This is a genomic window from Flavivirga spongiicola (genome assembly GCF_030540825.1).
Classification (GTDB): Bacteria; Bacteroidota; Bacteroidia; order Flavobacteriales; family Flavobacteriaceae; genus Flavivirga; species Flavivirga spongiicola.
Genome location: NZ_JAUOEO010000001.1, coordinates 982755 through 1005899 on the forward strand (window position 1 = coordinate 982755; position 23145 = coordinate 1005899).

36 protein-coding genes are annotated in these 23145 nt (G+C 34.3%); all 36 read right to left on the reverse strand.

From position 1 onward, the window contains the following. Positions 1–54 precede the first annotated feature (54 nt). Positions 55–969 carry a dimethylarginine dimethylaminohydrolase family protein gene (locus Q4Q47_RS03635; RefSeq protein ID WP_303305298.1) on the reverse strand — a complete coding sequence of 305 codons (915 nt, stop codon included), beginning with the start codon at positions 967–969 and terminating at the stop codon, positions 55–57. 152 nt (positions 970–1121) lie between these two features. Then, positions 1122–2408: a citrate synthase gene (locus Q4Q47_RS03640; RefSeq protein ID WP_303305299.1), complete on the reverse strand. Its 1287-nt coding sequence runs from the start codon at positions 2406–2408 to the stop codon at positions 1122–1124. Between the two features lie 175 nt (positions 2409–2583). Then, complete coding sequence (gene eno, locus Q4Q47_RS03645; protein WP_303305300.1) at positions 2584–3876, reverse strand: phosphopyruvate hydratase; 1293 nt, start codon at positions 3874–3876, stop codon at positions 2584–2586. Between the two features lie 369 nt (positions 3877–4245). Then, positions 4246–5349: a glutamine-hydrolyzing carbamoyl-phosphate synthase small subunit gene (gene carA / locus Q4Q47_RS03650; RefSeq protein WP_303305301.1), complete on the reverse strand. Its 1104-nt coding sequence runs from the start codon at positions 5347–5349 to the stop codon at positions 4246–4248. A gap of 200 nt (positions 5350–5549) precedes the next feature. Further along, positions 5550–6023, reverse strand: a complete 474-nt coding sequence (rplQ, locus tag Q4Q47_RS03655) for a 50S ribosomal protein L17 (protein WP_303305302.1) — start codon at positions 6021–6023, stop codon at positions 5550–5552. A gap of 137 nt (positions 6024–6160) precedes the next feature. Beyond that, positions 6161–7153 carry a DNA-directed RNA polymerase subunit alpha gene (locus Q4Q47_RS03660; protein WP_135877611.1) on the reverse strand — a complete coding sequence of 331 codons (993 nt, stop codon included), beginning with the start codon at positions 7151–7153 and terminating at the stop codon, positions 6161–6163. A gap of 95 nt (positions 7154–7248) precedes the next feature. After that, a complete protein-coding gene (gene rpsD, locus Q4Q47_RS03665; RefSeq protein WP_135877610.1) occupies positions 7249–7854 on the reverse strand; it encodes a 30S ribosomal protein S4 in 606 nt (201 codons plus the stop codon). A gap of 225 nt (positions 7855–8079) precedes the next feature. Next, positions 8080–8463 carry a 30S ribosomal protein S11 gene (gene rpsK / locus Q4Q47_RS03670; protein ID WP_135877609.1) on the reverse strand — a complete coding sequence of 128 codons (384 nt, stop codon included), beginning with the start codon at positions 8461–8463 and terminating at the stop codon, positions 8080–8082. A gap of 99 nt (positions 8464–8562) precedes the next feature. Beyond that, positions 8563–8937, reverse strand: coding sequence for a 30S ribosomal protein S13 (gene rpsM / locus Q4Q47_RS03675; protein ID WP_303305303.1), 375 nt, complete (start codon positions 8935–8937; stop codon positions 8563–8565). 2 nt (positions 8938–8939) lie between these two features. Beyond that, complete coding sequence (ykgO, locus tag Q4Q47_RS03680; RefSeq protein WP_010181906.1) at positions 8940–9056, reverse strand: type B 50S ribosomal protein L36; 117 nt, start codon at positions 9054–9056, stop codon at positions 8940–8942. 4 nt (positions 9057–9060) lie between these two features. Then, positions 9061–9276, reverse strand: a complete 216-nt coding sequence (infA, locus tag Q4Q47_RS03685; RefSeq protein ID WP_007094967.1) for a translation initiation factor IF-1 — start codon at positions 9274–9276, stop codon at positions 9061–9063. Between the two features lie 10 nt (positions 9277–9286). After that, complete coding sequence (gene secY, locus Q4Q47_RS03690; RefSeq protein ID WP_303305304.1) at positions 9287–10639, reverse strand: preprotein translocase subunit SecY; 1353 nt, start codon at positions 10637–10639, stop codon at positions 9287–9289. A 15-nt stretch (positions 10640–10654) separates the two neighbouring features. Then, positions 10655–11107: a 50S ribosomal protein L15 gene (gene rplO, locus Q4Q47_RS03695; protein WP_303305305.1), complete on the reverse strand. Its 453-nt coding sequence runs from the start codon at positions 11105–11107 to the stop codon at positions 10655–10657. A 13-nt stretch (positions 11108–11120) separates the two neighbouring features. Continuing rightward, positions 11121–11303, reverse strand: coding sequence for a 50S ribosomal protein L30 (gene rpmD, locus Q4Q47_RS03700; RefSeq protein WP_303305306.1), 183 nt, complete (start codon positions 11301–11303; stop codon positions 11121–11123). Between the two features lie 11 nt (positions 11304–11314). Then, the gene (gene rpsE / locus Q4Q47_RS03705) at positions 11315–11839 is read right to left on the reverse strand and encodes a 30S ribosomal protein S5 (protein ID WP_303300397.1); all 525 of its coding nucleotides are present in this window, start codon (positions 11837–11839) and stop codon (positions 11315–11317) included. Positions 11840–11845: 6 nt separating this feature from the next. After that, a complete protein-coding gene (gene rplR, locus Q4Q47_RS03710) occupies positions 11846–12202 on the reverse strand; it encodes a 50S ribosomal protein L18 (RefSeq protein ID WP_303305307.1) in 357 nt (118 codons plus the stop codon). 10 nt (positions 12203–12212) lie between these two features. Beyond that, positions 12213–12755 carry a 50S ribosomal protein L6 gene (gene rplF, locus Q4Q47_RS03715; RefSeq protein ID WP_303305308.1) on the reverse strand — a complete coding sequence of 181 codons (543 nt, stop codon included), beginning with the start codon at positions 12753–12755 and terminating at the stop codon, positions 12213–12215. Between the two features lie 18 nt (positions 12756–12773). Further along, positions 12774–13172, reverse strand: a complete 399-nt coding sequence (rpsH, locus tag Q4Q47_RS03720; protein WP_303305309.1) for a 30S ribosomal protein S8 — start codon at positions 13170–13172, stop codon at positions 12774–12776. Positions 13173–13240: 68 nt separating this feature from the next. Beyond that, positions 13241–13510, reverse strand: coding sequence for a 30S ribosomal protein S14 (gene rpsN / locus Q4Q47_RS03725; RefSeq protein ID WP_274184818.1), 270 nt, complete (start codon positions 13508–13510; stop codon positions 13241–13243). Positions 13511–13513: 3 nt separating this feature from the next. Further along, complete coding sequence (gene rplE, locus Q4Q47_RS03730) at positions 13514–14065, reverse strand: 50S ribosomal protein L5 (RefSeq protein ID WP_303305310.1); 552 nt, start codon at positions 14063–14065, stop codon at positions 13514–13516. Between the two features lie 2 nt (positions 14066–14067). Next, positions 14068–14379 (reverse strand): 50S ribosomal protein L24, encoded by a 312-nt coding sequence (gene rplX, locus Q4Q47_RS03735; RefSeq protein WP_303305311.1) that lies wholly within the window; start codon positions 14377–14379, stop codon positions 14068–14070. A 14-nt stretch (positions 14380–14393) separates the two neighbouring features. Continuing rightward, positions 14394–14762, reverse strand: a complete 369-nt coding sequence (gene rplN, locus Q4Q47_RS03740; protein ID WP_019386277.1) for a 50S ribosomal protein L14 — start codon at positions 14760–14762, stop codon at positions 14394–14396. Positions 14763–14764: 2 nt separating this feature from the next. Then, the gene (gene rpsQ, locus Q4Q47_RS03745) at positions 14765–15022 is read right to left on the reverse strand and encodes a 30S ribosomal protein S17 (RefSeq protein WP_072399584.1); all 258 of its coding nucleotides are present in this window, start codon (positions 15020–15022) and stop codon (positions 14765–14767) included. A gap of 12 nt (positions 15023–15034) precedes the next feature. Continuing rightward, a complete protein-coding gene (rpmC, locus tag Q4Q47_RS03750; RefSeq protein WP_135877598.1) occupies positions 15035–15226 on the reverse strand; it encodes a 50S ribosomal protein L29 in 192 nt (63 codons plus the stop codon). A gap of 13 nt (positions 15227–15239) precedes the next feature. Continuing rightward, positions 15240–15659 carry a 50S ribosomal protein L16 gene (gene rplP, locus Q4Q47_RS03755; protein WP_303305312.1) on the reverse strand — a complete coding sequence of 140 codons (420 nt, stop codon included), beginning with the start codon at positions 15657–15659 and terminating at the stop codon, positions 15240–15242. Between the two features lie 22 nt (positions 15660–15681). Beyond that, positions 15682–16410 carry a 30S ribosomal protein S3 gene (gene rpsC, locus Q4Q47_RS03760; RefSeq protein WP_067147346.1) on the reverse strand — a complete coding sequence of 243 codons (729 nt, stop codon included), beginning with the start codon at positions 16408–16410 and terminating at the stop codon, positions 15682–15684. Positions 16411–16419: 9 nt separating this feature from the next. Further along, complete coding sequence (gene rplV, locus Q4Q47_RS03765; protein ID WP_303305313.1) at positions 16420–16827, reverse strand: 50S ribosomal protein L22; 408 nt, start codon at positions 16825–16827, stop codon at positions 16420–16422. Between the two features lie 6 nt (positions 16828–16833). Then, entirely contained in the window at positions 16834–17112 is a 279-nt protein-coding gene (gene rpsS, locus Q4Q47_RS03770; RefSeq protein WP_042499126.1) for a 30S ribosomal protein S19, read from the reverse strand. Positions 17113–17115: 3 nt separating this feature from the next. Then, the gene (gene rplB, locus Q4Q47_RS03775; protein WP_303305314.1) at positions 17116–17943 is read right to left on the reverse strand and encodes a 50S ribosomal protein L2; all 828 of its coding nucleotides are present in this window, start codon (positions 17941–17943) and stop codon (positions 17116–17118) included. A 10-nt stretch (positions 17944–17953) separates the two neighbouring features. After that, the gene (gene rplW, locus Q4Q47_RS03780; protein WP_303305315.1) at positions 17954–18244 is read right to left on the reverse strand and encodes a 50S ribosomal protein L23; all 291 of its coding nucleotides are present in this window, start codon (positions 18242–18244) and stop codon (positions 17954–17956) included. A 5-nt stretch (positions 18245–18249) separates the two neighbouring features. Beyond that, positions 18250–18879 (reverse strand): 50S ribosomal protein L4, encoded by a 630-nt coding sequence (gene rplD, locus Q4Q47_RS03785; RefSeq protein ID WP_303305316.1) that lies wholly within the window; start codon positions 18877–18879, stop codon positions 18250–18252. Continuing rightward, positions 18879–19496 carry a 50S ribosomal protein L3 gene (gene rplC, locus Q4Q47_RS03790; RefSeq protein WP_303305317.1) on the reverse strand — a complete coding sequence of 206 codons (618 nt, stop codon included), beginning with the start codon at positions 19494–19496 and terminating at the stop codon, positions 18879–18881. The genes rplD and rplC overlap by 1 nt, the downstream gene beginning before the upstream one ends. A gap of 192 nt (positions 19497–19688) precedes the next feature. Beyond that, complete coding sequence (rpsJ, locus tag Q4Q47_RS03795) at positions 19689–19994, reverse strand: 30S ribosomal protein S10 (RefSeq protein ID WP_007650482.1); 306 nt, start codon at positions 19992–19994, stop codon at positions 19689–19691. A gap of 11 nt (positions 19995–20005) precedes the next feature. Beyond that, on the reverse strand, positions 20006–22132 hold the full coding sequence (gene fusA, locus Q4Q47_RS03800) for an elongation factor G (RefSeq protein WP_303305318.1): 2127 nt from the start codon (positions 22130–22132) through the stop codon (positions 20006–20008). Between the two features lie 6 nt (positions 22133–22138). Next, the gene (rpsG, locus tag Q4Q47_RS03805) at positions 22139–22615 is read right to left on the reverse strand and encodes a 30S ribosomal protein S7 (RefSeq protein WP_135877589.1); all 477 of its coding nucleotides are present in this window, start codon (positions 22613–22615) and stop codon (positions 22139–22141) included. A 22-nt stretch (positions 22616–22637) separates the two neighbouring features. Next, a complete protein-coding gene (gene rpsL / locus Q4Q47_RS03810; protein WP_102756994.1) occupies positions 22638–23012 on the reverse strand; it encodes a 30S ribosomal protein S12 in 375 nt (124 codons plus the stop codon). Positions 23013–23145: the final 133 nt, after the last annotated feature.

A 23145-nucleotide genomic window follows, 5' to 3' on the forward strand; every position in this document is an offset into this window, starting at 1 on the left:
TCCTATGAACATAAAAGTTCAAAATTTTAAGATTCTTTCTTATATATTCAGTATTTAATCCCGAATCAAAGGTAGTGTAGAGCAACGCAACAACCCTTCTTGTTTAGCTATTTCAGCATAAGGTACTTCTTCAACAGTAAATCCTTTTTCGCGCAGCCAAGTATTTAGTCGTGTAAAGGTTTTTTCTGAAATTATAACGTCTTCAGAAATGGAAAACACGTTACTATTCATATTATACATTTCATCCTTCGTGATTTCGAATATATTTTCCTTTCCAAAAAAGTCAACAAGCCATTCATATTCTTTTTCAACTAAAAAACCATTTTTATGTATAATGGCTTTATTTGTACCAATTGGCTGAAAACAACAATCTAAATGTAACGCATTATCTTTTGCAATGGTGTTAGACTTTCTAAGCTCAAACGATTTTACAATCTTATTAGGAAATAGTTCTTGAATGGCTATAACCGCGTCTGTATTTGTACGAGCTGTAATAATATCTGGATAATCTTTACCTGAATAGGTTCCTATAAAAATATAATCGTTCCACGGCATCACGTCTCCTCCTTCTACATGACACGCTTCTGGTAATATAATTCTCTTTTCTTTTTCAACTTGATCCCAAACATGCTTTATAGCTTTTACCTCTTCTTCCCTATTAGGTAAAATATTAGCTCGAATAATCTTATCTTCAATTACAAAAGCAATATCCCGTGAAAATATCTGATTGCAGTCTTTTATAACTTCTGGCCGGTATACCTTGACATCATATTTTTTAAAAACAGCAGCAACAGCTTCCATTTCTAAAACCATATCTTCTTCTTTTGGGTAAGTCCCGGCTATAACATGCTCGATACTTTTAGGGTCGTAGCAATCTTCAACTTTTGGAATTGGTCCATTACTTTGGGCTGTACCTAAAACAACGGCTCTTAATCTTGATGTTTCATTTTTAATATTTAATTCTAACATACTATAACCCTAAAAAGATATTTTATTATTAAGGAGGCAAAACTAATAATAATTAAACACTTTTTGAATTATTCTAAAAATATTACTCAAAAAAAAGAAAAGCTTCATAATTTTTTTATGAAGCTTAATAATAATACAAAAAGTATTAAAGTTTATCTTTTGTTAATAGGTATAAACTTTCTTTCTGTTTCACCAATATAAACCTGTCTAGGTCTTCCAATTGGTTCTTTACGTAAACGCATCTCTCTCCATTGTGCTATCCAACCAGGCAAACGTCCTAGAGCAAACATCACCGTAAACATATCTGTTGGTATTCCCATACCTCTATATATTATACCTGAATAAAAATCTACATTCGGGTATAATTTTCTATCTACAAAGTAAGGATCTTCCAATGCTTCTTTTTCAAGCCCTTTTGCAATATCTAAAATGGGGTCTTCAATTCCTAAATCTCCCAAAACTTCATCTGCTGCTTTTTTAATAATTCTAGCACGAGGATCGAAATTTTTATATACACGGTGCCCAAAGCCCATTAAACGGAAAGGATCGCTTTTATCTTTCGCTTTGGCCATATACTTTTTAGTATCACCGTCATCTTGTCTAATAGCTTCTAACATTTCTAATACAGCTTGATTAGCACCACCGTGAAGTGGCCCCCAAAGTGCAGAAATACCCGCAGAAAGTGAAGCAAATAACCCTGCATGAGATGAACCTACAATTCTTACTGTAGATGTAGAACAATTTTGTTCATGATCTGCATGTAATATTAACAACTTATCTAAAGCGTCTACTAAAATTTGGTTTTGTGTATATTCTCCATGAGGTTTTCTAAACATCATTTTCAAAATGTTTTCTACGTATCCTAAAGAATCATCTCCATAATCAAGTGGTAACCCCTGTTTTTTGCGAAGTGTCCAAGCAACTAATACTGGAAACTTTCCTAAAATCCTTACAACAGATTTATACATATCCTCCTCAGAATCTACATTTACCGAAGAAGGGTTAAATGCTGTTAAGGCACTTGTTAAAGATGATATAACTCCCATAGGATGTGCCGCTTTAGGAAAAGCATCTAAAATCTTTTTTACATCCTCATCAACAATCGATTCTGCTTTGATATCATTATGAAATTTATCATTTTGCTCTTTAGTAGGCAATTCTCCAAAAATTAAAAGATAAGCTACTTCCAAAAAATCAGCTTTTTCTGCTAGTTCTTCAATAGAATAACCTCTGTACCTTAAAATACCTTTTTCACCATCTAAAAATGTAATGGCGCTTTCACAAGAACCTGTATTTTTATACCCAGGATCTATAGTTATTACTCCTCCGGTAGTCCCTCTAAGTTTTGTAATATCTATAGCTACCTCGTTTTCTGTTCCTTCTACTAAAGGGAATTCATTTTTTTGACCGTTAATTTCTATGAAAGCAGTATTTGCCATATTTTTAAGTGAATTTATATTTGTTATGCGGAACGCTAAATTACGAAATATCGACCTATTTTTAAAGCTTATCACGAACGAATTAATCAATTTGAATATTATTAAAATTGATGCTAAATAAAAAAGCGATTGTTGAAAATAACAATCGCTTTTTGAATAAAATATAATCGCTTCTTTATTTTATTTTAAATGCTTTTTCTTGAGGAAAATAAGCAACTGATCCTAACTCTTCTTCAATACGAAGTAACTGATTGTATTTAGCCATACGATCACTACGAGACGCAGAACCTGTTTTAATTTGCCCAGTATTTAAAGCAACTGCTAGATCTGCAATCGTGTTATCTTCAGTTTCTCCAGAACGGTGAGACATTACAGACGTATAACCTGCATTATGTGCCATGTTAACAGCAGCAATCGTTTCTGTTAATGTTCCAATTTGATTTACTTTAATAAGGATCGAATTTGCGATGCTTTCATCAATACCACGCGATAAACGTTCTACATTAGTTACAAATAAATCATCTCCTACTAACTGCACTTTATCACCGACTAATTCTGTTAAGTATTTCCAACCATCCCAATCGTTTTCATCCATACCATCTTCAATAGAGATAATTGGATACTTAGCTACTAATTCTGCTAAGTAATCGGCTTGCTCTTTACTTGTTCTTACGACACCTGTATCTCCTTCAAATTTTTTGTAATCGTATTGTCCATTTTCATAGAATTCAGCAGAAGCGCAATCTAAAGCGATTTTAACTTCATCACCAAATTTATATCCAGCATTTTCAACTGCTTTTGCAATAGTTTCCAGGGCATCCTCTGTTCCTCCTGCTAAATTTGGTGCAAACCCACCTTCATCTCCGACTGCAGTACTTAAATTTCTATCATGTAAAACCTTTTTAAGGTTATGGAAAATTTCAGTTCCCATTTGCATGGCATGTGTGAAATTTTTAGCTTTTACAGGCATAATCATAAACTCTTGAAATGCAATAGGTGCATCACTGTGAGATCCTCCGTTAATGATATTCATCATCGGTAATGGCAATGTATTGGCAGAAACACCACCTACATAGCGATATAACGGTAAACCTAACTCTCCTGCAGCAGCTTTTGCCACAGCTAAAGAAACTCCTAAAATAGCATTAGCTCCTAATTTTGATTTATTTGGTGTACCATCCAAATCAATCATTATTTGATCGATTAAATTTTGTTCGAATACAGAAACTCCTAATAATTCTTCAGCAATAATAGAATTTACGTTCTCTACTGCTTTAGTAACACCTTTTCCCATATAGGCACTACCTCCATCACGTAATTCTACAGCTTCATGTTCTCCAGTCGATGCGCCAGATGGTACGGCAGCTCTTCCCAATACATCATTTTCAGTTACTACATCTACTTCAACGGTAGGGTTACCTCTTGAATCTAGAATTTGTCTTGCGTGGATATTAATTATTATACTCATAATTAGTTATTTTTAAACTTTTAATACTTCAAATTTACGGTTAAATCTTGTTTGTTTTAAGATGTTTTTGAAGAAATACTCAAAAGGACATCTATAACGTTTTAGTAAAACAAAAGAGCTATTCGGTATTACTTTTTATCAACTTTAAAGTCATCTAAATCATTTCGAAAAGTTCTTTAATTTTTAGATTCCCACGTTATTCAATGTTTTACATTTTACAATAATGAATTTATGAATCTCTGATTTTACTGAAACAAGTTCAGCACAAACGCGAGAATGGTAATTTCAACTGAAACCTCAATGTAAACCATCTAGGTTTTTTTCTAAAATAAAGCCTCAAAAAATATTTTTTGAGGCTTTTTACGTGATTTATTTTTTGATATTTTCAATGAACTGGTCAAAAAGATATGACGAATCATGTGGTCCAGGACTTGCTTCAGGGTGATATTGTACCGAAAAACAATTTTTGTTTTTCATAGCTAATCCTGCAACGGTATGATCGTTTAAATGGACATGTGTTACCTGTAAATCTGAATTTGCTTCAGACTCTTCTCTATTTACCGCAAATCCATGATTTTGAGAAGTGATCTCCCCTTTTCCAGTCACTAGGTTCTTTACAGGGTGATTGATCCCCCTATGACCGTTGTGCATTTTATAGGTAGATATACCATTGGCTCTAGCGATAACCTGATGTCCTAAACAAATACCAAACAAAGGCAAATCTCTTTTTATAATTTCCTTTGCCAAATTCTGTGCTTCAATTAATGGCTCAGGGTCTCCTGGACCATTTGATAGAAAGTATCCATCTGGTTTAAAAGCTTCTAGATCTTCAAACTTAGCATTATATGGGAACACTTTTATGTAAGCGTCTCTACTTGCTATATTTCGTAAGATATTCTTCTTTATTCCTATATCCAAAGCCGCCACTTTATAAGTTGCATTCTCATCTCCAAAATAATAAGGTTCTTTAGTAGACACTTTTGATGCTAATTCTAAACCTTCCATGTTTGGAACTTCTGCCAATTGTTTCTTCAAACCTTCAATATTATCAACCTCTGTAGAAATAACAGCATTCATTGCTCCATGATCTCTAATATAGCTCACTAAAGCCCGGGTATCAACATCAGAAATGGCTAACAAATTGTTTTTATCTAAAAATTCTTCTAAAGAACCTTCAGAATCAACTCTAGAATAAACATAACTGAAGTTTTTACAAATTAACCCTGCAATTTTAATAGAATCGGATTCTACTTCATCTGTATTCGTTCCGTAGTTACCAATATGCGCATTGGTAGTCACCATTAATTGACCAAAGTAAGATGGGTCCGTAAAAATCTCTTGATAACCGGTCATACCCGTGTTAAAACATACTTCACCAAAAGATGTTCCTTGCTTGTTTCCCACTGCTTTACCGTAAAAAATAGTACCATCTGCTAGAAGAATGATCGCTTTTTGTCGTTTTTGATATTTCATTTTACTCTTTTACATGTTTCATAACTTTATGCGTAATCTCAACTTAAACTTTCAATTTATAAAAAAGCTCAATACATAAAGTTTCATATTCAATTGATGAGATTCCCACCTGCGTGGGAACTTTGGGTTTTACAAAATTGCATAAAAAAAAGGATAAACTAAAATAGTTTATCCTTAATATTTTAAATGCTTATTAACATTTATTCTTCTTCGTTTGTTGCTTTAGTTTCAACAACCGGAGCAGCGGCAGGTTTAGAACCACCTCTTCTACTTCTTCTTGTTGTTTTCTTAGGCTTCTTATCTGCATTGTAAATTTCGTTGTAATCTACAAGTTCTATCATAGCCATATCTGCATTATCTCCTAAACGATTACCAAGCTTAATAATTCTTGTATAACCTCCAGGGCGATCAGCAACTTTAGCTGCAACATCCCTAAACAATTCAGCAACTGCCTCTTTTTGTCTAAGACGAGCCATCACAATACGTCTGTTGTGTGTGGTATCTTCCTTAGATTTTGTAATCATTGGCTCAACAAATTGTTTTAAAGCTTTTGCTTTAGCAACTGTTGTATTAATACGTTTGTGTTCTATTAAAGAACAAGCCATATTTGCCAACATTGATTTTCTGTGAGCAGTTTTTCTACCTAAATGATTGAATTTTTTTCCGTGTCTCATGACTTTTGTTTATCATCTTGCTACCAAACTCATTTAATAGAGGAGCAAAATATGATTAATTAATTTAATTTTTAGAATAGCGTTTTCAAGTATTTACGACTGAAATCAAAAATCATCAATCGTTAATCTAAAATTCTCTAGTCTTTATCTAATTTATATTTACTTAAATCCATTCCAAAATTTAATCCTTTAACATTTACAAGCTCTTCAAGCTCTGTTAAAGACTTCTTACCGAAGTTTCTGAATTTCATTAAATCGTTCTTATTGAATGATACTAAATCTCCTAAAGTATCTACTTCTGCAGCTTTTAAACAGTTAAGTGCACGTACAGATAAATCCATATCGATCAACTTCGTTTTAAGCAACTGTCTCATATGTAATGATTCTTCATCATATGTTTCAGTTTGTGCTATTTCATCCGCTTCTAAAGTAATACGCTCATCAGAGAATAACATGAAGTGGTGAATCAATGTTTTAGCAGCTTCAGTTAAAGCATCTTGTGGTGTAATTGAACCATCAGTAATAATTTCAAAAACTAATTTTTCATAATCAGTTTTTTGTTCTACACGATAGTTTTCAATACTATACTTAACGTTTTTTATTGGTGTGTAAATTGAATCTGTAAAGATAGTTCCTATTGGTGCAGCAGCTTTCTTATTTTCTTCTGCAGGAACATAACCTCTACCCTTTTCAATAGTAATTTCCAAGTTAAAATTAACTTTAGGATCTAAGTTACAGATAACTAATTCTGTATTTAATACTTGAAATCCTGAAATGAATTTTTGAAAATCACCAGCTGTGATTCTATCTTGACCAGAAATTGAAATTGAAATGGATTCATTATCAATATCATCAATTTGTCTTTTAAATCGTGCTTGTTTTAAATTCAAAATGATTTCTGTAACATCTTCAACGACTCCAGCAATTGCAGAAAACTCATGATCTACACCTTCAATTCTAACCGATGTAATTGCAAACCCTTCTAATGAAGAAAGCAAAACTCTTCTTAGTGCGTTACCTACTGTTAATCCGTAACCAGGTTCTAGTGGTCTGAATTCGAATTTACCTTCGAAATCAGTAGAATCAATCATGATTACTTTATCTGGTTTTTGAAAATTAAATACTGCCATACTTTTCTTCGTTTTAATTGTTATTTAGTTGCGCGATCTAAAAGTTTGAAGAAGACTAATAAATCCTTTGGCTAAATACCAATATGATTAATTTATTATTTAGAATATAATTCGACGATGAATTGTTCGTTAATGTTTTCTGGAATTTGAATTCTAGCAGGAACAGAAACATAAGTTCCTTGCTTTGTATCATCATTCCAAGTAATCCATTCGTAAACGTGACTTGAGTTTGATAAAGATCTTTCAATAGCCTCTAGCGACTTTGATTTTTCTCTTACAGCAACAACATCTCCAGCTTTTAATTGATAAGAAGGAATATTTACTAATTCCCCATTTACAGTAATATGTCTGTGAGATACTAATTGTCTTGCACCACTTCTAGAAGGAGAGATTCCCATTCTAAACACTACGTTATCTAATCTAGACTCACATAATTGTAATAAAACTTCACCAGTAATACCTTGTGCTGCTCTTGCTTTCTTAAATAAACCTCTAAATTGACGCTCTAAAATACCATAAGTATATTTAGCTTTTTGCTTTTCCATTAATTGGATTGCGTATTCAGATTTTTTTCCACGTCTTCTATTGTTTCCGTGTTGACCTGGAGGGTAGTTTCTTTTTTCAAAAGACTTATCATCTCCAAATATTGCTTCGCCAAATTTACGAGCGATTTTAGTTTTAGGACCAGTATATCTTGCCATTTTAAATTTGTTTTTGAGAGTGATTATGAATTAAGGTCTTAATCTTATCCTTCGATAATCTTTTTTATCTCTCGTTGATACTTGTTATTATTTTTCAGTTTGCAAATTTATGCAAAAAATTAATACCATCTGGTAATCAGATGATATTAATTTTATTGACGATTCTTGATTCACAATTTATGATTTAAAACAATCTAAAAATCGTAAATCTAAGATCGTAATTTGTTAAACTCTTCTACGTTTTGGAGGACGGCATCCATTATGTGGTAATGGAGTAACATCGATAATTTCTGTTACTTCAATTCCTGCATTATGAATAGAACGAATAGCAGATTCTCTACCATTTCCGGGTCCTTTAACATAAACCTTTACTTTCTTTAAACCAGCTTCTTGAGCTACAGCAGCAGCATCTTCGGCAGCCAATTGAGCAGCATAAGGTGTATTTTTCTTAGAACCTCTAAATCCCATTTTACCAGCAGAAGACCATGAAATAACATCTCCTTTTTTGTTGGTAAGCGAAATAATAATGTTATTGAAAGAAGCTGTAACGTGAGCTTCTCCAACAGAGTCAACAATAACTTTACGTTTTTTAGTGCTTGTTTTTGCCATATTTTTTTAGTTTCTAGTTGTTAGTTGTTAGTATTAGAATCCTAAACTTTTACATTTCAAACAGATTCCATCCAACGACTAAATACTAATGACTTTTAATTATTTAGTTGCTTTTTTCTTATTAGCAACTGTTTTTCTTCTACCTTTTCTAGTTCTGGAGTTGTTTTTAGTACGTTGTCCTCTTAATGGAAGACCAGATCTGTGACGAATACCTCTGTAACATCCAATATCCATTAATCGCTTAATGTTTAATTGTGTTTCAGAACGTAATTCACCTTCGATTGTAAAAGATCCAACAGCTTCACGAATACCACTAATTTGGTCATCGCTCCAATCTTGAACTTTAGTACTTTCGTCAACCTTAGCCGTTGCTAAAATTTCTTTTGCTCTACTTCTACCTATTCCATAGATATAAGTTAAAGAGATTACTCCTCTTTTGTTTTTTGGTATGTCTACACCTGCAATTCTTGCCATAATTACCCTTGTCTTTGTTTAAATCTAGGATTCTTTTTGTTTATAACGTAAAGTCTGCCTTTTCTTCGTACGATTTTACAATCCGCACTTCTCTTTTTAAGTGATGCTCTTACTTTCATCGTATTAGTATCTATAAGTTATTCGAGCCTTTGTTAAATCGTAAGGACTCATTTCTAATTTCACTTTGTCTCCTGGTAATAATTTAATATAATGCATACGCATTTTACCAGAAATGTGTGCAGTCACAATGTGACCATTTTCTAATTCAACACGAAACATAGCATTTGATAATGCTTCTATAATGGTTCCGTCTTGTTCTATTGCTGCCTGTTTTGCCATAGTATATATATTAAGCGCTAGCTTTTCTATTTTTACCGGTTTTCATCAAGCCATCATAATGTCTATTTAACAAGTATGAATTTACTTGTTGCATAGTGTCAATTGCAACTCCAACCATAATTAATAATGAGGTTCCTCCAAAAAACAATGCCCATCCTTGTTGCACATCCATAAGCTTAACAATAAATGCTGGGAACACAGCTATAAGTGCTAAAAATATAGATCCTGGTAAGGTTATTTGAGACATTATTTTATCAAGATATTCTGAAGTTTCAGAACCTGGACGAATACCAGGAATAAAACCACCACTACGTTTTAAATCGTCTGCCATTTTATTCGTTGGTACGGTAATCGCTGTATAAAAATACGTAAATACGATTATTAATAAAGCGAATACGACGTTATACCAAAAACCAAACATACTTGCTGGACCAAGGTTAGTAACTAACCATGCACCTACAGATGAATCTTTTAATAAATCCGTACCTCCTATCATACCAGGCACAAACATAATAGCTTGAGCAAATATTATAGGCATTACACCAGAAGCGTTTAGTTTTAATGGAATATATTGTCTTGAACCAGCCATAGCACTTTTCTCATAACCACCAGAAGCAGTTCTTCTTGCATATTGCACTGCTATTTTCCTAACCGCCATAACAAGCATGATCGTAACCAAAATAATAACAAACCATATAACCAATTCAAAAAGAATAAGCATCACATTGTTACCTTCTAATCTAGTTGCAGCATTTTGAATAAAAGACTGAGGCAATGTTGCAATAATACCAACCATGATCAATAATGAAATTCCATTTCCTATTCCCTTATCCGTAATTTTTTCACCTAACCACATGGCAAAAATACAGCCTGTAACCAAAATACTTACAGATGAGAAATAAAATAAAGGACCGGTACCTAATAAAAAGGCACTTGGTGGAACACCTAAACTTGGTAAACTTGCTAAATAACCTGGTGCTTGTAATAAACAAATAGCAATGGTTAGCCAACGTGTAATTTGATTGACTTTCTTTTGACCACTAGCGCCTTCTTTTTGCAATTTCTGCAAATAAGGAATAGCTATACCCATTAACTGTACTACAATAGAAGCAGAAATGTAAGGCATAATACCTAAGGCAAATACAGATGCTCTAGAAAACGCTCCTCCAGTAAACTGGCTAAGTAGTCCTAATAAACCTGTACTAGTCTTGTCTCCTAAGGCTGCTAATTGCGCGGCATCAACACCTGGCAACGTAACCTGAGTACCAAAACGGTATACTAATAACAGACCTAGTGTCACTATGATTCTGTTTCTTAGCTCCTCAATTTTCCAAACATTTTTTAACGATTCTATAAACTTCATACTTATAATATGGTCTTATAATGTTATTGCTTCTCCGCCAGCTGCTTCGATAGCTGCTTTTGCTGAAGCTGTAAATTTATGTGCAGATACTTTTAATTTTGCTTTTAATTCTCCTCTACCCAAAATCTTAACCAGATCATTCTTTCCAGCTAAACGATTTGAGAATAAAGTTTCAAAATCTACTGTATCTTTTATTTTCTTATCATCAACCAATTGTTGTAACGTATCTAAATTGATACCTTGATATTCAACACGGTTAATGTTAGTAAAGCCAAATTTAGGCACACGTCTTTGAAGCGGCATTTGCCCTCCTTCAAATCCTAGTTTTTTAGAATAACCTGAACGAGATTTAGCTCCTTTGTGACCACGTGTAGCAGTACCACCTTTTCCAGAACCTTGTCCTCTACCTATTCTTTTACCTTGATTTTTTACTGAACCTTCTGCAGGTTTTAAATTACTTAAATCCATTTTCAGTTTTATATTATTTTGTTTCTTCAACAGAAACCAAATGTGAAACTTTAGCAACCATACCCAAAATATTAGGTGTAGCTTCGTGCTCTTTTACCTGACCAATCTTTTTAAGACCAAGAGCTTCTAAAGTTCTTTTTTGTCTTTGCGTACGATTGATTGCGCTTTTAACTTTTTTTACTTTAATTTTTGCCATCTCTGATGTTATTAAGCGTTAAAAACTTGTTCAAGTGAAATACCTCTATCTCTAGCAATTGCATTGGCGTCTCTTAATTGTAATAAAGCATCAAAAGTCGCTTTTACTACATTATGAGGGTTAGAAGATCCCTGAGATTTTGATAATACATCGTGTATACCAACAGCCTCAAGAACTGTTCTTACAGCACCTCCGGCAATAACTCCTGTACCAGGAGCAGCAGGAATAATATTTACTCTTGCTCCACCGTATTTACCTTTTTGCTCATGTGGTAAAGTTCCTTTTATAATAGGAATTCTAACCAGGTTTTTCTTAGCATCTTCAACTGCTTTCGCTATGGCGCTGGCCACGTCTTTAGATTTACCTAAACCTTGTCCTACAACACCTGCTTCGTCACCAACCACTACAATTGCCGAAAAACCAAATGCTCTACCACCTTTAGTTACTTTTGTAACTCTTTGTACACCAACTAAACGATCTTTAAGATCTAATCCACCTGGTTTTACTAACTCTGCACTTTTATATTTTTGAAACATAATTTCTTAGAATTTAAGTCCTGCTTCTCTAGCTCCTTCAGCTAATGATTTTACTCTACCATGATATAAATAACCTCCTCTATCAAAAGCGATAGTTTCAATACCAGCTTTTAAAGCTTTTTCAGCAAGTGCCTTACCTACTAATTTAGCTACTTCTGATTTAGTTGCTTTCGCAGCACTAATATCTTTATCTCTTGAAGATGCAGCACTGATAGTATTACCAGTTACGTCATCTACAATTTGAGCGTAAATTTCTTTATTACTTCTAAAAACAGCCAATCTTGGTCTAGCTTCTGTACCAGAAACAACCTTACGGATTCTGTTTTTTATTCTTAGTCTTCTTTCGTTCTTTGTTAATGCCATAACTTAATTATTAAGCTGATTTACCTGCTTTTCTTCTTATTACTTCACCAACAAACTTAATCCCTTTTCCTTTGTAAGGCTCTGGTCTTCTAAATCCACGAATTTTCGCAGCTACTTGACCAACAAGTTGTTTATCGAATGATGTTAACTTTACTATTGGATTTTTTCCTTTTTCTGATACTGTTTCAACTTTTACTTCTGGAGCAATATTTAAAACAATATTATGAGAAAAACCTAAAGCTAAATCCAATTTTTGTCCTTGGTTAGATGCTCTATATCCTACACCAACTAATTCTAATTCTTTAGTCCATCCTTTAGACACACCTTCGATCATATTATTCATCAATGATCTGTATAAACCATGTTTTGCTTTTTGATCTTTAGAATCAGAAGAACGTGTTACTAAAACATTTCCATCTTCAACTTTAATATCTACAGAATCGAAATTTTGAGTTAACTCACCCAATTTTCCTTTCACTGTAACTATTCCGTCGTTTATATCAACCGTAACTCCTTCTGGAATTGCTACTGGGTTATTACCTATTCTTGACATTTCTTTCTTCTTTTTAGATTAGTAAACGTAACATAATACTTCACCACCTACATTATCTCTTTTGGCTTGTTTACCTGTCATTACTCCGTGAGAAGTAGAAACAATGGCAATACCAAGACCATTAAGGATTCTAGGTAGTTCGTTAGAACCAGCATACTTACGTAAACCTGGCTTACTAATTCTTTGCAACTTCTTAATTACAGGTTCTTTAGTTTCTTTATTGTACTTAAGGGCAATTTTAATTGTTCCTTGTACTGAAGAGTCATCAAACTTGTAACTCAAAATATATCCTTGTTCGAATAATATTTTAGTGATGTCTTTTTTCAAATTAGAAGCAGGAACCTCAACCACTCTGTGGTTAGCACGCACTGCATTTCTAATTCTTGTCAAATAATCCGCAATTGGATCTGTGTACATAATGAATTGATTTTGTGATCTTGGTTTTCAACTTATGTTGAACCTTAAATCTGATTATTTAAATAATATTACCAACTAGCTTTTCTAACTCCAGGGATAAGACCTTGATTGGCCATCTCTCTGAATGTTACACGAGAAATACCAAAAGTTCTCATATATCCTTTTGGTCTTCCCGTTAATTTACATCTATTATGCTGACGTATAGGAGATGCATTTTTTGGTAACTTTTGTAATGCATCGTAATCGCCAGCTTCTTTTAAAGCTTTACGTTTTTCGGCATACTTAGCTACTGTTTTAGCTCTTTTTACCTCACGGGCTTTCATTGATTCTTTAGCCATATCTTAGTTCTTTTGAAAAGGTAATCCTAATTCAGTTAATAATGATTTTGCTTCTTTATCTGTATCTGCTGTTGTTACAAATGTAATATCCATACCTGAAATTTTATTTACCTTATCGATATTAATCTCCGGGAATATAATTTGTTCAGTAACTCCTAAATTGTAGTTACCACGTCCGTCAAATCCAGTTGCTTTTATCCCATTAAAATCTCTTACGCGTGGTAAGGCAGAAGTAACTAAACGATCTAAAAACTCATACATTTTTTCTCCACGTAAAGTAACTTTAGCCCCAATTGGCATTCCTTTACGTAATTTGAAAGATGCAACATCTTTTTTAGATAAAGTTGCTATAGCTTTTTGTCCAGTTATAGTAGCTAACTCCTCAACTGCATAGTCAATAAGTTTTTTATCTGCTACAGCAGCACCAACTCCTTTAGATACAACGATCTTAGTAAGCTTAGGTACTTGCATTACATTTTTATAACCAAATTCGTCTGTAAGAGCAGCAATTACTTTGCTTTTATACTCTTCTTTAAGTCTAGGTGAATATGCCATAACTATATTACTTCATTAGATTTTACTGAAAATCTTACTTTCTTATCGCCTTCTACTTTATATCCAACTCTAGTTGTTTCTCCTTTTGAAGTTAACAATGATAAGTTAGAAATATGAATAGCAGCTTCTTTCTCTACGATTCCGCCTTGAGGGTTTTGTGCACTTGGCTTAGTGTGTTTCTTCACCATATTTACACCCTCAACAATCGCTTTGTTCTTTTCTATTAATACCTTTTGTACTTTACCTTCAGACCCTTTATGATCTCCAGCAATTACTTTTACAGTATCTCCAGTTTTTATTTTAAGCTTTGTCATCTTAAATTAATGTATTAAAGCACCTCTGGTGCTAATGATACAATTTTCATGAATTGTTTATCACGAAGTTCTCTAGCAACAGGACCAAATACACGTGTTCCTCTCATCTCACCTGTTGGGTTTAATAAAACACATGCATTATCGTCAAATCTAATATAAGATCCATCAGGTCTTCTTACTTCTTTTTTAGTACGAACAACAACTGCAGTAGAAACAGCACCTTTTTTAATGTTTCCATTAGGTGTTGCATCTTTAACAGAAACAACTATTTTGTCTCCTACAGAAGCGTATCTTCTTTTAGTACCACCTAGAACACGTATTGTTAATACTTCTTTTGCTCCAGTGTTATCTGCTACCTTTAATCTTGATTCTTGCTGTACCATAATTATTTAGCTCTTTCTATGATTTCAACTAATCTCCAACATTTAGATTTACTTAAAGGTCTTGTTTCCATGATCTTTACAGTATCACCAATGTTACAATCGTTTGTTTCGTCGTGTGCAACATATTTTTTTGTTTTTAACACGAACTTACCATACATAGGGTGTTTCACTTTTTTAACCTCTGCAACAACTATTGATTTTTGCATTTTGTTACTAGTAACAACTCCTATACGTTCTTTTCTTAAATTTCTTGTTTCCATCTTTCAGCAGAATTATTGTAATTCTCTTTTAGTTAATTCTGTCGCAATTCTAGCTACAGTACGTCTAATACCACGTAACTGAATTGGATTTTCTAAAGGAGATATTGCATGAGCCATTTTTAGGTCTGAATAACTTTTTTTAGTCTCACCAAGTTTTTCTTGTAACTCAGCTGTAGATAATTCTTTAATTTCTGATTGTTTCATAATATCAAATAAATTATGCTTCGTAATCCCGAGCAATTAAAAACTTAGTTTTTACTGGTAACTTTTGCGCTGCTAAACGTAATGCTTCTTTAGCAATATCTAACGGCACGCCACCAATTTCAAATAAAACACGACCTGGTCTACAAACAGCTACCCAATATTCAACGGCACCTTTACCTTTACCCATACGTACTTCAAGAGGCTTTTTTGTAATAGGCTTGTCTGGAAATATTTTAATCCAAAGTTGCCCTTCTCTTTTCATGTAACGTGTAGCGGCAATACGAGCTGCTTCAATTTGACGTGATGTTATAAAAGTTGCGTCTAATGCTTTTATTCCAAAAGTACCGCTTGAAAGTTGATGTCCTCTTCCAGAGAGACCTTTCATACGTCCTTTTTGTTGCTTACGAAATTTTGTTCTTTTAGGCTGTAACATTTTTTCTTTACTTTATAAAAAATTACTTTCTACGACGAGGTTTGTTATCTCTGTTTCCACCACGTCCTCCGGCTCCACCTTTTCCTTGCTTCTTAGATAAACCAACAAGCGGAGAAAGTTCTCTTTTACCATATACTTCACCTTTCATGATCCATACTTTAACACCCAATCTACCATAAGTAGTGTGTGCCTCAACTAAAGCATAATCAATATCGGCTCTAAAGGTTGATAAAGGAATACGTCCTTCTTTGTAGTGTTCTGAACGTGCCATTTCTGCACCATTTAAACGACCACTAATTTGGATTTTAATTCCTTCTGCATTCATACGCATTGTAGCAGCGATAGCCATCTTTATTGCACGTCTGTATGAAATTCTGTTTTCAATTTGACGAGCAATACTAGATCCTACTAAAAATGCATCAAGTTCAGGTCTTTTTATTTCAAAGATGTTAATCTGAACTTCTTTTCCTGTAATTTTTTTAAGCTCTTCTTTTAACTTGTCTACCTCTTGACCACCTTTTCCGATAATAATACCAGGTCTAGCAGTAGTGATAGTAACGGTTACAAGTTTTAAAGTTCTTTCAATAATTACTCTACTTACACTAGCTTTAGATAAACGTGCGTGAACGTATTTTCTAATTTTATCGTCTTCGGCAAGCTTATCTCCATAATCATTACCTCCGTACCAGTTAGATTCCCATCCTCTGATAATACCTAAGCGATTTCCGATTGGATTTGTTTTTTGTCCCATACTTCTATCTTAGCTTTGTGTGTTATTGTTAGCTCCAACTACTAATGTAACGTGGTTAGAACGTTTTCTAATTCTGTGTGCACGACCTTGAGGTGCCGGACGTAATCTCTTTAACATAGATCCGCTGTCAACTCTAATCTCTTTTACAACTAATTCAGCCTCTTCAATGTTAGCTTCCTCGTTTTTAGACTGCCAGTTTGCAATGGCTGACAATAACAATTTCTCTAAACGACCAGATGCTTCTTTTTGGTTGAATTTTAAGATATTAAGTGCATGTTCTACTTTTTCACCTCTTACTAAATCGGCTACTAAACGCATTTTTCTTGGTGATGTAGGACAATTATTAAGTTTAGCAAAAGCAACTTGCTTTTTCCCTTCCTTAATAGCGTCTGCCATTTGTTTTTTACGACTTCCCATAGCTTACTACTTTTTACCTTTGTTTTTAGCACCTGCATGTCCACGGAATGAACGTGTTGGTGAAAATTCTCCTAACTTATGACCTACCATGTTTTCTGTTACATAAACTGGTACAAATTGACGGCCATTATGTACTGCAATTGTTTGCCCAACAAAATCTGGAGTAATCATACTAGCTCTTGACCAAGTTTTGATTACTGTTTTCTTGTTAGATTCAACATTAACAGCTACTTTCTTTTCTAACTTATAATGAACGTAAGGTCCTTTTTTTAATGATCTTGCCATGTCTTATTTCTTTCTACGTTCTACAATATATTTATTACTTGCTTTAGTCTTAGAACGGGTTCTGTAACCTTTAGCTGGAATACCGTTTCTAGAACGTGGATGTCCACCAGAAGATTTACCTTCACCACCACCCATTGGGTGATCGACTGGATTCATAACTACTGGTCTAGTACGAGGACGTCTTCCTAACCATCTAGTTCTACCTGCCTTACCACCAACTAATAACTGGTGATCTGAGTTAGACACTACACCTATAGTTGCCATACAGTTAACAAGAACTAATCTTGTTTCTCCTGAAGGCAATTTAATAGTAGCAAACTTCCCATCTCTCGCCATTAATTGTGCAAAAGCACCAGCACTACGAGCCATAACAGCTCCTTGTCCTGGGCGTAATTCTACACAAGAAATAATAGTTCCTAATGGAATTTCACTTAATGGCATGGCATTTCCAATTTCTGGAGCAACTCCTTCTAAACCAGACACCACTTTTTGCCCAACCTGTAAACCATTTTGAGCAATAATATATCTTTTTTCGCCATCTTGATAATTCAATAATGCGATAAAAGCGGTTCTGTTTGGATCGTATTCGATAGACTTAACTTCTGCTGGAACTCCAGTTTTGTTACGTTTAAAATCGATAATACGATACTTCTTTTTATGACCTCCACCTATATAGCGCATGGTCATTTTTCCTTGACTGTTTCTACCACCAGACCTTTTATTCGGAACGAGTAAACTCTTTTCCGGCTTATCAGTAGTTATGGCGTCATAACCATTTACTACTCTAAATCGCTGTCCTGGTGTGATCGGTTTTAATTTTCTTACTGACATTGTTGTCTAATTACATGTTACTGTATAAATCAATCATTTCACCTTCCGCCAGTTGTACAATTGCTTTTTTAACAGCATTTGTTTTACCATTTTGAATCCCAGTCTTTGTATGACGTGTTCTTCTATCTGGACGGACATTTATAGTACGAACTTTTTCAACAGAAACACCATAAGCAGCTTCCACCGCTTTTTTGATTTCTACCTTGTTCGCCTTTGTATTCACCGCGAAAGTATAGCAGTTTCTTAACTCGCTATCTGCAGTCGCTTTTTCCGTGATTATAGGTTTAATTAAGATACTCATGGTTTCTATTTACTTAAATTTGTTTCAATTCCTGCTAAAGCTCCCTCTAAAAGTATTACTTGATTTGCATTTAAAATCTTGTAAGTGCTTAATTCCGAGTTAGTTATAACTTCTGAGCTTTTTAAATTGCGCGATGACAAATATACATTATTATTCGTGCCACCCAACACAAAGAGAGACTTTTTGTTTTCTAGGTCTAAAGCCTTTAAAACAGCTGTAAAGTTTTTAGTTTTTACAGTGTCAAAGTTAAAGTCTTCTAACACAACAATTGACTTCTCACCTGCTTTGATACTTAATGCAGATTTACGTGCTAAACGTTTAACATTTTTATTAAGTTTGAAGTTATAATTTCTTGGTCTTGGACCGAACATACGACCACCACCTTTAAATATACCAGACTTAATACTACCTGCTCTCGCTGTACCAGTTCCTTTTTGCTTTTTAATCTTACGTGTACTTCCAGTAATCTCACCTCTTTCTTTAGACTTGTGAGTTCCTTGTCTTTGGTTTGCTAAATATTGTTTAACATCCAAATATACAGCGTGATTATTAGGCTCAATAGCGAACACATCTTTAGAAAGGTCTGCCTTTCTTCCTGTGTCTTTTCCGTTTATATCTAAAACTGCTACTTTCATTATTTTCTAATAATTACATAAGCGTTTTTATGTCCAGGCACACAACCTTTAACAACTAGTAGATTCTTTTCAGCAACTACTTTTAAAACTCTTAAATTTTGAACTTTTATTGTCTCTCCACCCATTCTTCCGGCCATTTTCATGCCTTTAAAAACTCTTGCAGGGTAAGATGCAGCTCCAATTGATCCTGGCGCTCTTAAACGGTTATGTTGACCGTGAGTAGCTTGACCTACACCACCAAAACCATGACGTTTTACTACACCTTGAAATCCTTTACCTTTAGATGTTCCTGCTACATCAACAAATTCACCTTCAGTGAAATGTTCAACAGTGATGGCATCTCCTAATTTGTACTCCTCATCAAAACCTTTGAATTCTACGATTTTGCGTTTTACAGAAGTTCCTGCTTTTTTAGCGTGACCTAAGTCAGCTTTAGTAGCGCTTTTTTCTGTCGCGTCATCGAAACCAAGTTGAACAGCTTTATAACCATCAACTTCTTCGGTTCTGACTTGGGTAACGATACATGGTCCAGCTTCGATAACTGTACAAGGAATATTCTTTCCATTGTCATCAAAGATGCTGGTCATACCGATTTTTTTTCCAATTAACCCAGACATATTTATTATTTATTAATTATTACTATTTCGTTGAAATAAGCTTCAACATTAACTATTTAAAAAAATTCAGGGACAAAATACGTTTCGTCCCTGAAATGTATTTTACCGTTTTTCCTTCGCTCGCAGCTCCAGACATGTCTTGAAACTTCTAGTTTCAATTTATGAGATTCCTGCTTTCGCAGGAATAACAAATTATACTTTAATCTCTACTTCTACACCACTTGGTAATTCAAGCTTCATTAACGCATCAATTGTTTTTGATGACGAAGAGTATATATCTAATAACCTCTTATAAGAGCTTAATTGAAATTGTTCTCTTGATTTCTTGTTTACGTGTGGAGAACGTAATACAGTGAAAATTTTCTTGTGAGTTGGCAAAGGAATTGGTCCCGTTACAACTGCACCAGTACTTTTTACTGTTTTTACAATCTTATCAGCAGACTTATCTACTAAGTTATGATCGTAAGACTTTAATTTTATTCTGATTTTTTGACTCATTTTCTTAACTTTTAAGATTGTTCCCCTTTAGCAGCTTTAATCACTTCTTCAGATATATTTGAAGGTGTTTCAGCGTAATGTGAAAATTCCATTGTTGACGTTGCACGACCTGAAGACAATGTTCTTAATGTTGTTACATACCCAAACATTTCAGATAATGGTACAGTAGCTTTTACAGTTTTTGCACCAGCTCTATCACCCATATCACTCACTTGTCCTCTTCTTCTATTTAAATCACCAACAATATCACCCATATTTTCTTCAGGAGTAATAACTTCAAGTTTCATTATAGGCTCCATAACAACCGCTTTTGCAGCTTTTGCAGCATTTTTAAATCCAAGTTTAGCAGCCAATTCGAAAGATAGTTGATCTGAATCCACGTCATGGTAAGATCCATCTTTCAACGTTACTTTCATCGCATCAATCTCATATCCTGCCAACGGTCCATTAACCATTGCCATTTTGAATCCTTTTTCAATTGAAGGGATAAATTCTTTAGGAACATTACCACCTTTAATTGTTGAAATAAATTCAAGACCTGTTTTACCTTCTTCAGCCGGCTCAACCGTAAATACGATATCAGCAAATTTACCACGACCACCAGATTGTTTCTTATAAACCTCTCTATGATCAGCAGCTTGTGTAATAGCTTCTTTGTACTCTACCTGTGGTTGACCTTGGTTAACCTCAACTTTGAATTCACGTTTTAAACGATCAACAATAACATCTAAGTGAAGCTCACCCATTCCAGAAATAATAGTCTGTCCTGAAGCCTCATCAGAACGTACTGTAAACGTAGGATCTTCTTCAGCTAACTTAGCTAAGCCCATTCCTAATTTATCAACGTCTGCTTTTGTTTTTGGCTCAACCGCAATACCAATTACTGGATCAGGGAAGTCCATAGATTCTAAAACTATAGGGTGTTTTTCTGCTGAAAGTGTATCTCCTGTTTTGATAGATTTAAATCCAACAGCAGCACCAATATCACCAGCTTCTATAAAATCAATGGCATTTTGCTTATTAGCATGCATTTGATAGATACGAGAAATACGTTCTTTTTTACCTGAACGATTATTTAACACATAAGAACCAGCATCTAAACGACCAGAATATGCTCTAAAGAATGCCAGACGCCCTACAAAAGGATCGGTAGCAATTTTAAATGCTAAAGCAGCAAACGGCTCCTTTACATCTGGTTTACGTAAAATCTCTTCTCCAGAATTTGGATCAGTTCCTACAATACCTTCTTTATCAGTTGGAGAAGGTAAATAACGACATACTGCATCTAATAAGAATTGAACGCCTTTATTTTTAAATGCAGAACCACAAATCATCGGAATGATAGCCATATCCATCACAGCAGCTCTAAGTGCAGCATGCACTTCTTCTTCTGTAATTGAATCTTCATCTTCCATGAACTTCTCTAATAAGTTCTCATCGTAACTCGCTACTTCTTCAATCAATAAAGCTCTATATTTTCTTGCTTCAGCTTTTAACTCCTCAGGAATCTCAACAACATCAAAAGTTGCCCCTTGAGTTTCATCGTGCCAAACAATAGCTCTATTTTTAACTAAATCTATAATACCTTTAAAATCTATTTCGTCACCAATGTTTAAAACAATTGGCACCGCATTAGATTTCAACATATCTTTTACTTGTTGACAAACACCTAAAAAGTTAGATCCTTGACGGTCCATTTTATTAACGAAACCAATTCTAGGCACTTTATAGTTATCTGCTAGCCTCCAGTTAGTTTCAGATTGAGGCTCAACACCATCAACTGCACTAAATAAGAACACTAAACCATCAAGTACACGTAAAGAACGATTTACTTCAACCGTAAAATCAACGTGACCTGGTGTATCAATGATATTAAAGTGGTATCCTTTTGTATCTGGCGTTGGGTTCCCATTCTCAATTGGAAATTGCCATTCACATGTTGTTGCAGCAGAAGTAATTGTAATACCTCTTTCTTGCTCTTGCTCCATCCAGTCCATTGTAGCAGCACCATCATGTACTTCTCCAATTTTGTGAGAGACACCTGTATAATAAAGAATACGCTCTGTAGTAGTAGTTTTTCCTGCATCAATATGTGCAGCAATACCTATATTTCTAGTGAATTTTAAATCTCTTGCCATATCGTATTAAAATCTAAAGTGAGAGAATGCTTTGTTAGCTTCTGCCATTTTGTGAGTATCAACCCTTTTCTTAACTGCCGCGCCTTCTTCTTTAGCTGCTGCTAAAATTTCAGAAGCCAAACGATTAGCCATAGATTTTTCGTTTCTTTTTCGTGCATAGCTAATTAGCCATTTCATTGCTGTAGAAACCTTACGATCTGGACGAATTTGCATTGGAATTTGGAATGTTGCACCACCAACACGACGACTACGCACTTCTACGTGAGGCATCACATTAGACAAAGCATCTTTCCAAGTTTCTAAAGCTGTTTTTTCTTCGTCAGTTTTTTTCGAATCTACAATGTCAATCGCATCATAGAATACTTTAAAAGCGACAGACTTCTTTCCATCCCACATCATCATATTAACGAAACGAGTTACTAACTGATCGTTAAAACGTGGATCTGGTAAAAGCGGTCTCTTTTTTGCTGCTCTTTTTCTCATGTCTTCTTCTTAAAGTTTTAAATTACTTTTTAGGGCGTTTAGCACCATACTTAGATCTACGTTGCGTTCTACCTGAAACACCTGCTGTGTCTAAAGCACCACGTACAATGTGATATCTAACTCCTGGCAAATCTTTTACCCTTCCACCTCTAACCAATACTATCGAGTGCTCTTGTAGATTGTGTCCTTCTCCACCAATGTATGCATTAACCTCGTTACCGTTTGTTAAACGAACCCTTGCCACCTTACGCATTGCTGAGTTTGGTTTTTTAGGAGTTGTCGTGTAAACACGAGTACACACACCACGTCTTTGCGGACAAGAATCTAAAGCAGCCGATTTACTCTTCTTGGTTATTTTGGCTCTTCCTGTTCTTACTAATTGTGAAATTGTTGGCATATATATTATATATAAATTTTAAAATCCTCTTCTAAGAGGGCTGCAAAGGTAGAAATTAAAATGAATAATTCAAATCCTAAATCATTAATTTTCACATCATAATGATTTTTTGTTTTTCATCTGATGGGGAAAG

What these genes read in the sequence shown, in the direction of transcription:
- Q4Q47_RS03660 (WP_135877611.1), bottom strand. Translation starts at nt 7,153, where the DNA reads ATGGCAGTATTTAATTTTCAAAAACCAGATAAAGTAATCATGATTGAT.
- rplX (WP_303305311.1), bottom strand. Translation starts at nt 14,379, where the DNA reads ATGACAAAGCTTAAAATAAAAACTGGAGATACTGTAAAAGTAATTGCT.
- Q4Q47_RS03640 (WP_303305299.1), bottom strand. Translation starts at nt 2,408, where the DNA reads ATGGCAAATACTGCTTTCATAGAAATTAACGGTCAAAAAAATGAATTC.
- eno (WP_303305300.1), bottom strand. Translation starts at nt 3,876, where the DNA reads ATGAGTATAATAATTAATATCCACGCAAGACAAATTCTAGATTCAAGA.
- rpsS (WP_042499126.1), bottom strand. Translation starts at nt 17,112, where the DNA reads ATGGCAAGATCATTAAAAAAAGGACCTTACGTTCATTATAAGTTAGAA.
- rpsQ (WP_072399584.1), bottom strand. Translation starts at nt 15,022, where the DNA reads ATGGAAACAAGAAATTTAAGAAAAGAACGTATAGGAGTTGTTACTAGT.
- rplQ (WP_303305302.1), bottom strand. Translation starts at nt 6,023, where the DNA reads ATGAGACACGGAAAAAAATTCAATCATTTAGGTAGAAAAACTGCTCAC.
- rplC (WP_303305317.1), bottom strand. Translation starts at nt 19,496, where the DNA reads ATGTCTGGGTTAATTGGAAAAAAAATCGGTATGACCAGCATCTTTGAT.
- rpsK (WP_135877609.1), bottom strand. Translation starts at nt 8,463, where the DNA reads ATGGCAAAAACAAGCACTAAAAAACGTAAAGTTATTGTTGACTCTGTT.
- rplF (WP_303305308.1), bottom strand. Translation starts at nt 12,755, where the DNA reads ATGTCAAGAATAGGTAATAACCCAGTAGCAATTCCAGAAGGAGTTACG.
- carA (WP_303305301.1), bottom strand. Translation starts at nt 5,349, where the DNA reads ATGAAATATCAAAAACGACAAAAAGCGATCATTCTTCTAGCAGATGGT.
- rplR (WP_303305307.1), bottom strand. Translation starts at nt 12,202, where the DNA reads ATGGCATTAACAAAGAACGAAAGAAGACTAAGAATAAAAAACAGAATC.
- rplW (WP_303305315.1), bottom strand. Translation starts at nt 18,244, where the DNA reads ATGAGTATCTTAATTAAACCTATAATCACGGAAAAAGCGACTGCAGAT.
- rpsJ (WP_007650482.1), bottom strand. Translation starts at nt 19,994, where the DNA reads ATGAGTCAAAAAATCAGAATAAAATTAAAGTCTTACGATCATAACTTA.
- rpsG (WP_135877589.1), bottom strand. Translation starts at nt 22,615, where the DNA reads ATGAGAAAAAGAGCAGCAAAAAAGAGACCGCTTTTACCAGATCCACGT.
- Q4Q47_RS03635 (WP_303305298.1), bottom strand. Translation starts at nt 969, where the DNA reads ATGTTAGAATTAAATATTAAAAATGAAACATCAAGATTAAGAGCCGTT.
- rpsE (WP_303300397.1), bottom strand. Translation starts at nt 11,839, where the DNA reads ATGTTTCAAAAATATAAAAGTGCAGAGTTAGTAAAACCAGGTGGATTA.
- rpsN (WP_274184818.1), bottom strand. Translation starts at nt 13,510, where the DNA reads ATGGCTAAAGAATCAATGAAAGCCCGTGAGGTAAAAAGAGCTAAAACA.
- rpsH (WP_303305309.1), bottom strand. Translation starts at nt 13,172, where the DNA reads ATGTACACAGATCCAATTGCGGATTATTTGACAAGAATTAGAAATGCA.
- rpmC (WP_135877598.1), bottom strand. Translation starts at nt 15,226, where the DNA reads ATGAAACAATCAGAAATTAAAGAATTATCTACAGCTGAGTTACAAGAA.
- rplP (WP_303305312.1), bottom strand. Translation starts at nt 15,659, where the DNA reads ATGTTACAGCCTAAAAGAACAAAATTTCGTAAGCAACAAAAAGGACGT.
- secY (WP_303305304.1), bottom strand. Translation starts at nt 10,639, where the DNA reads ATGAAGTTTATAGAATCGTTAAAAAATGTTTGGAAAATTGAGGAGCTA.
- rplO (WP_303305305.1), bottom strand. Translation starts at nt 11,107, where the DNA reads ATGGATTTAAGTAATTTAAAACCTGCAGAAGGTTCAGTAAAAAATCAA.
- rplN (WP_019386277.1), bottom strand. Translation starts at nt 14,762, where the DNA reads ATGGTACAGCAAGAATCAAGATTAAAGGTAGCAGATAACACTGGAGCA.
- rpsC (WP_067147346.1), bottom strand. Translation starts at nt 16,410, where the DNA reads ATGGGACAAAAAACAAATCCAATCGGAAATCGCTTAGGTATTATCAGA.
- rpsL (WP_102756994.1), bottom strand. Translation starts at nt 23,012, where the DNA reads ATGCCAACAATTTCACAATTAGTAAGAACAGGAAGAGCCAAAATAACC.
- rplE (WP_303305310.1), bottom strand. Translation starts at nt 14,065, where the DNA reads ATGGCATATTCACCTAGACTTAAAGAAGAGTATAAAAGCAAAGTAATT.
- rplB (WP_303305314.1), bottom strand. Translation starts at nt 17,943, where the DNA reads ATGTCAGTAAGAAAATTAAAACCGATCACACCAGGACAGCGATTTAGA.
- rpsM (WP_303305303.1), bottom strand. Translation starts at nt 8,937, where the DNA reads ATGGCAAGAATTGCAGGTGTAGACATACCAAAAAACAAAAGAGGAGTA.
- ykgO (WP_010181906.1), bottom strand. Translation starts at nt 9,056, where the DNA reads ATGAAAGTAAGAGCATCACTTAAAAAGAGAAGTGCGGATTGTAAAATC.
- infA (WP_007094967.1), bottom strand. Translation starts at nt 9,276, where the DNA reads ATGGCAAAACAGGCAGCAATAGAACAAGACGGAACCATTATAGAAGCA.
- fusA (WP_303305318.1), bottom strand. Translation starts at nt 22,132, where the DNA reads ATGGCAAGAGATTTAAAATTCACTAGAAATATAGGTATTGCTGCACAT.
- rplD (WP_303305316.1), bottom strand. Translation starts at nt 18,879, where the DNA reads ATGAAAGTAGCAGTTTTAGATATAAACGGAAAAGACACAGGAAGAAAG.
- rpmD (WP_303305306.1), bottom strand. Translation starts at nt 11,303, where the DNA reads ATGGCAAAAATTAAAGTAAAAAAAGTTAAAAGCGCAATCAATCGTACG.
- rplV (WP_303305313.1), bottom strand. Translation starts at nt 16,827, where the DNA reads ATGGGAAGTCGTAAAAAACAAATGGCAGACGCTATTAAGGAAGGGAAA.
- rpsD (WP_135877610.1), bottom strand. Translation starts at nt 7,854, where the DNA reads ATGGCAAGATATACTGGTCCTAAAACTAAAATCGCTCGTAAATTTGGC.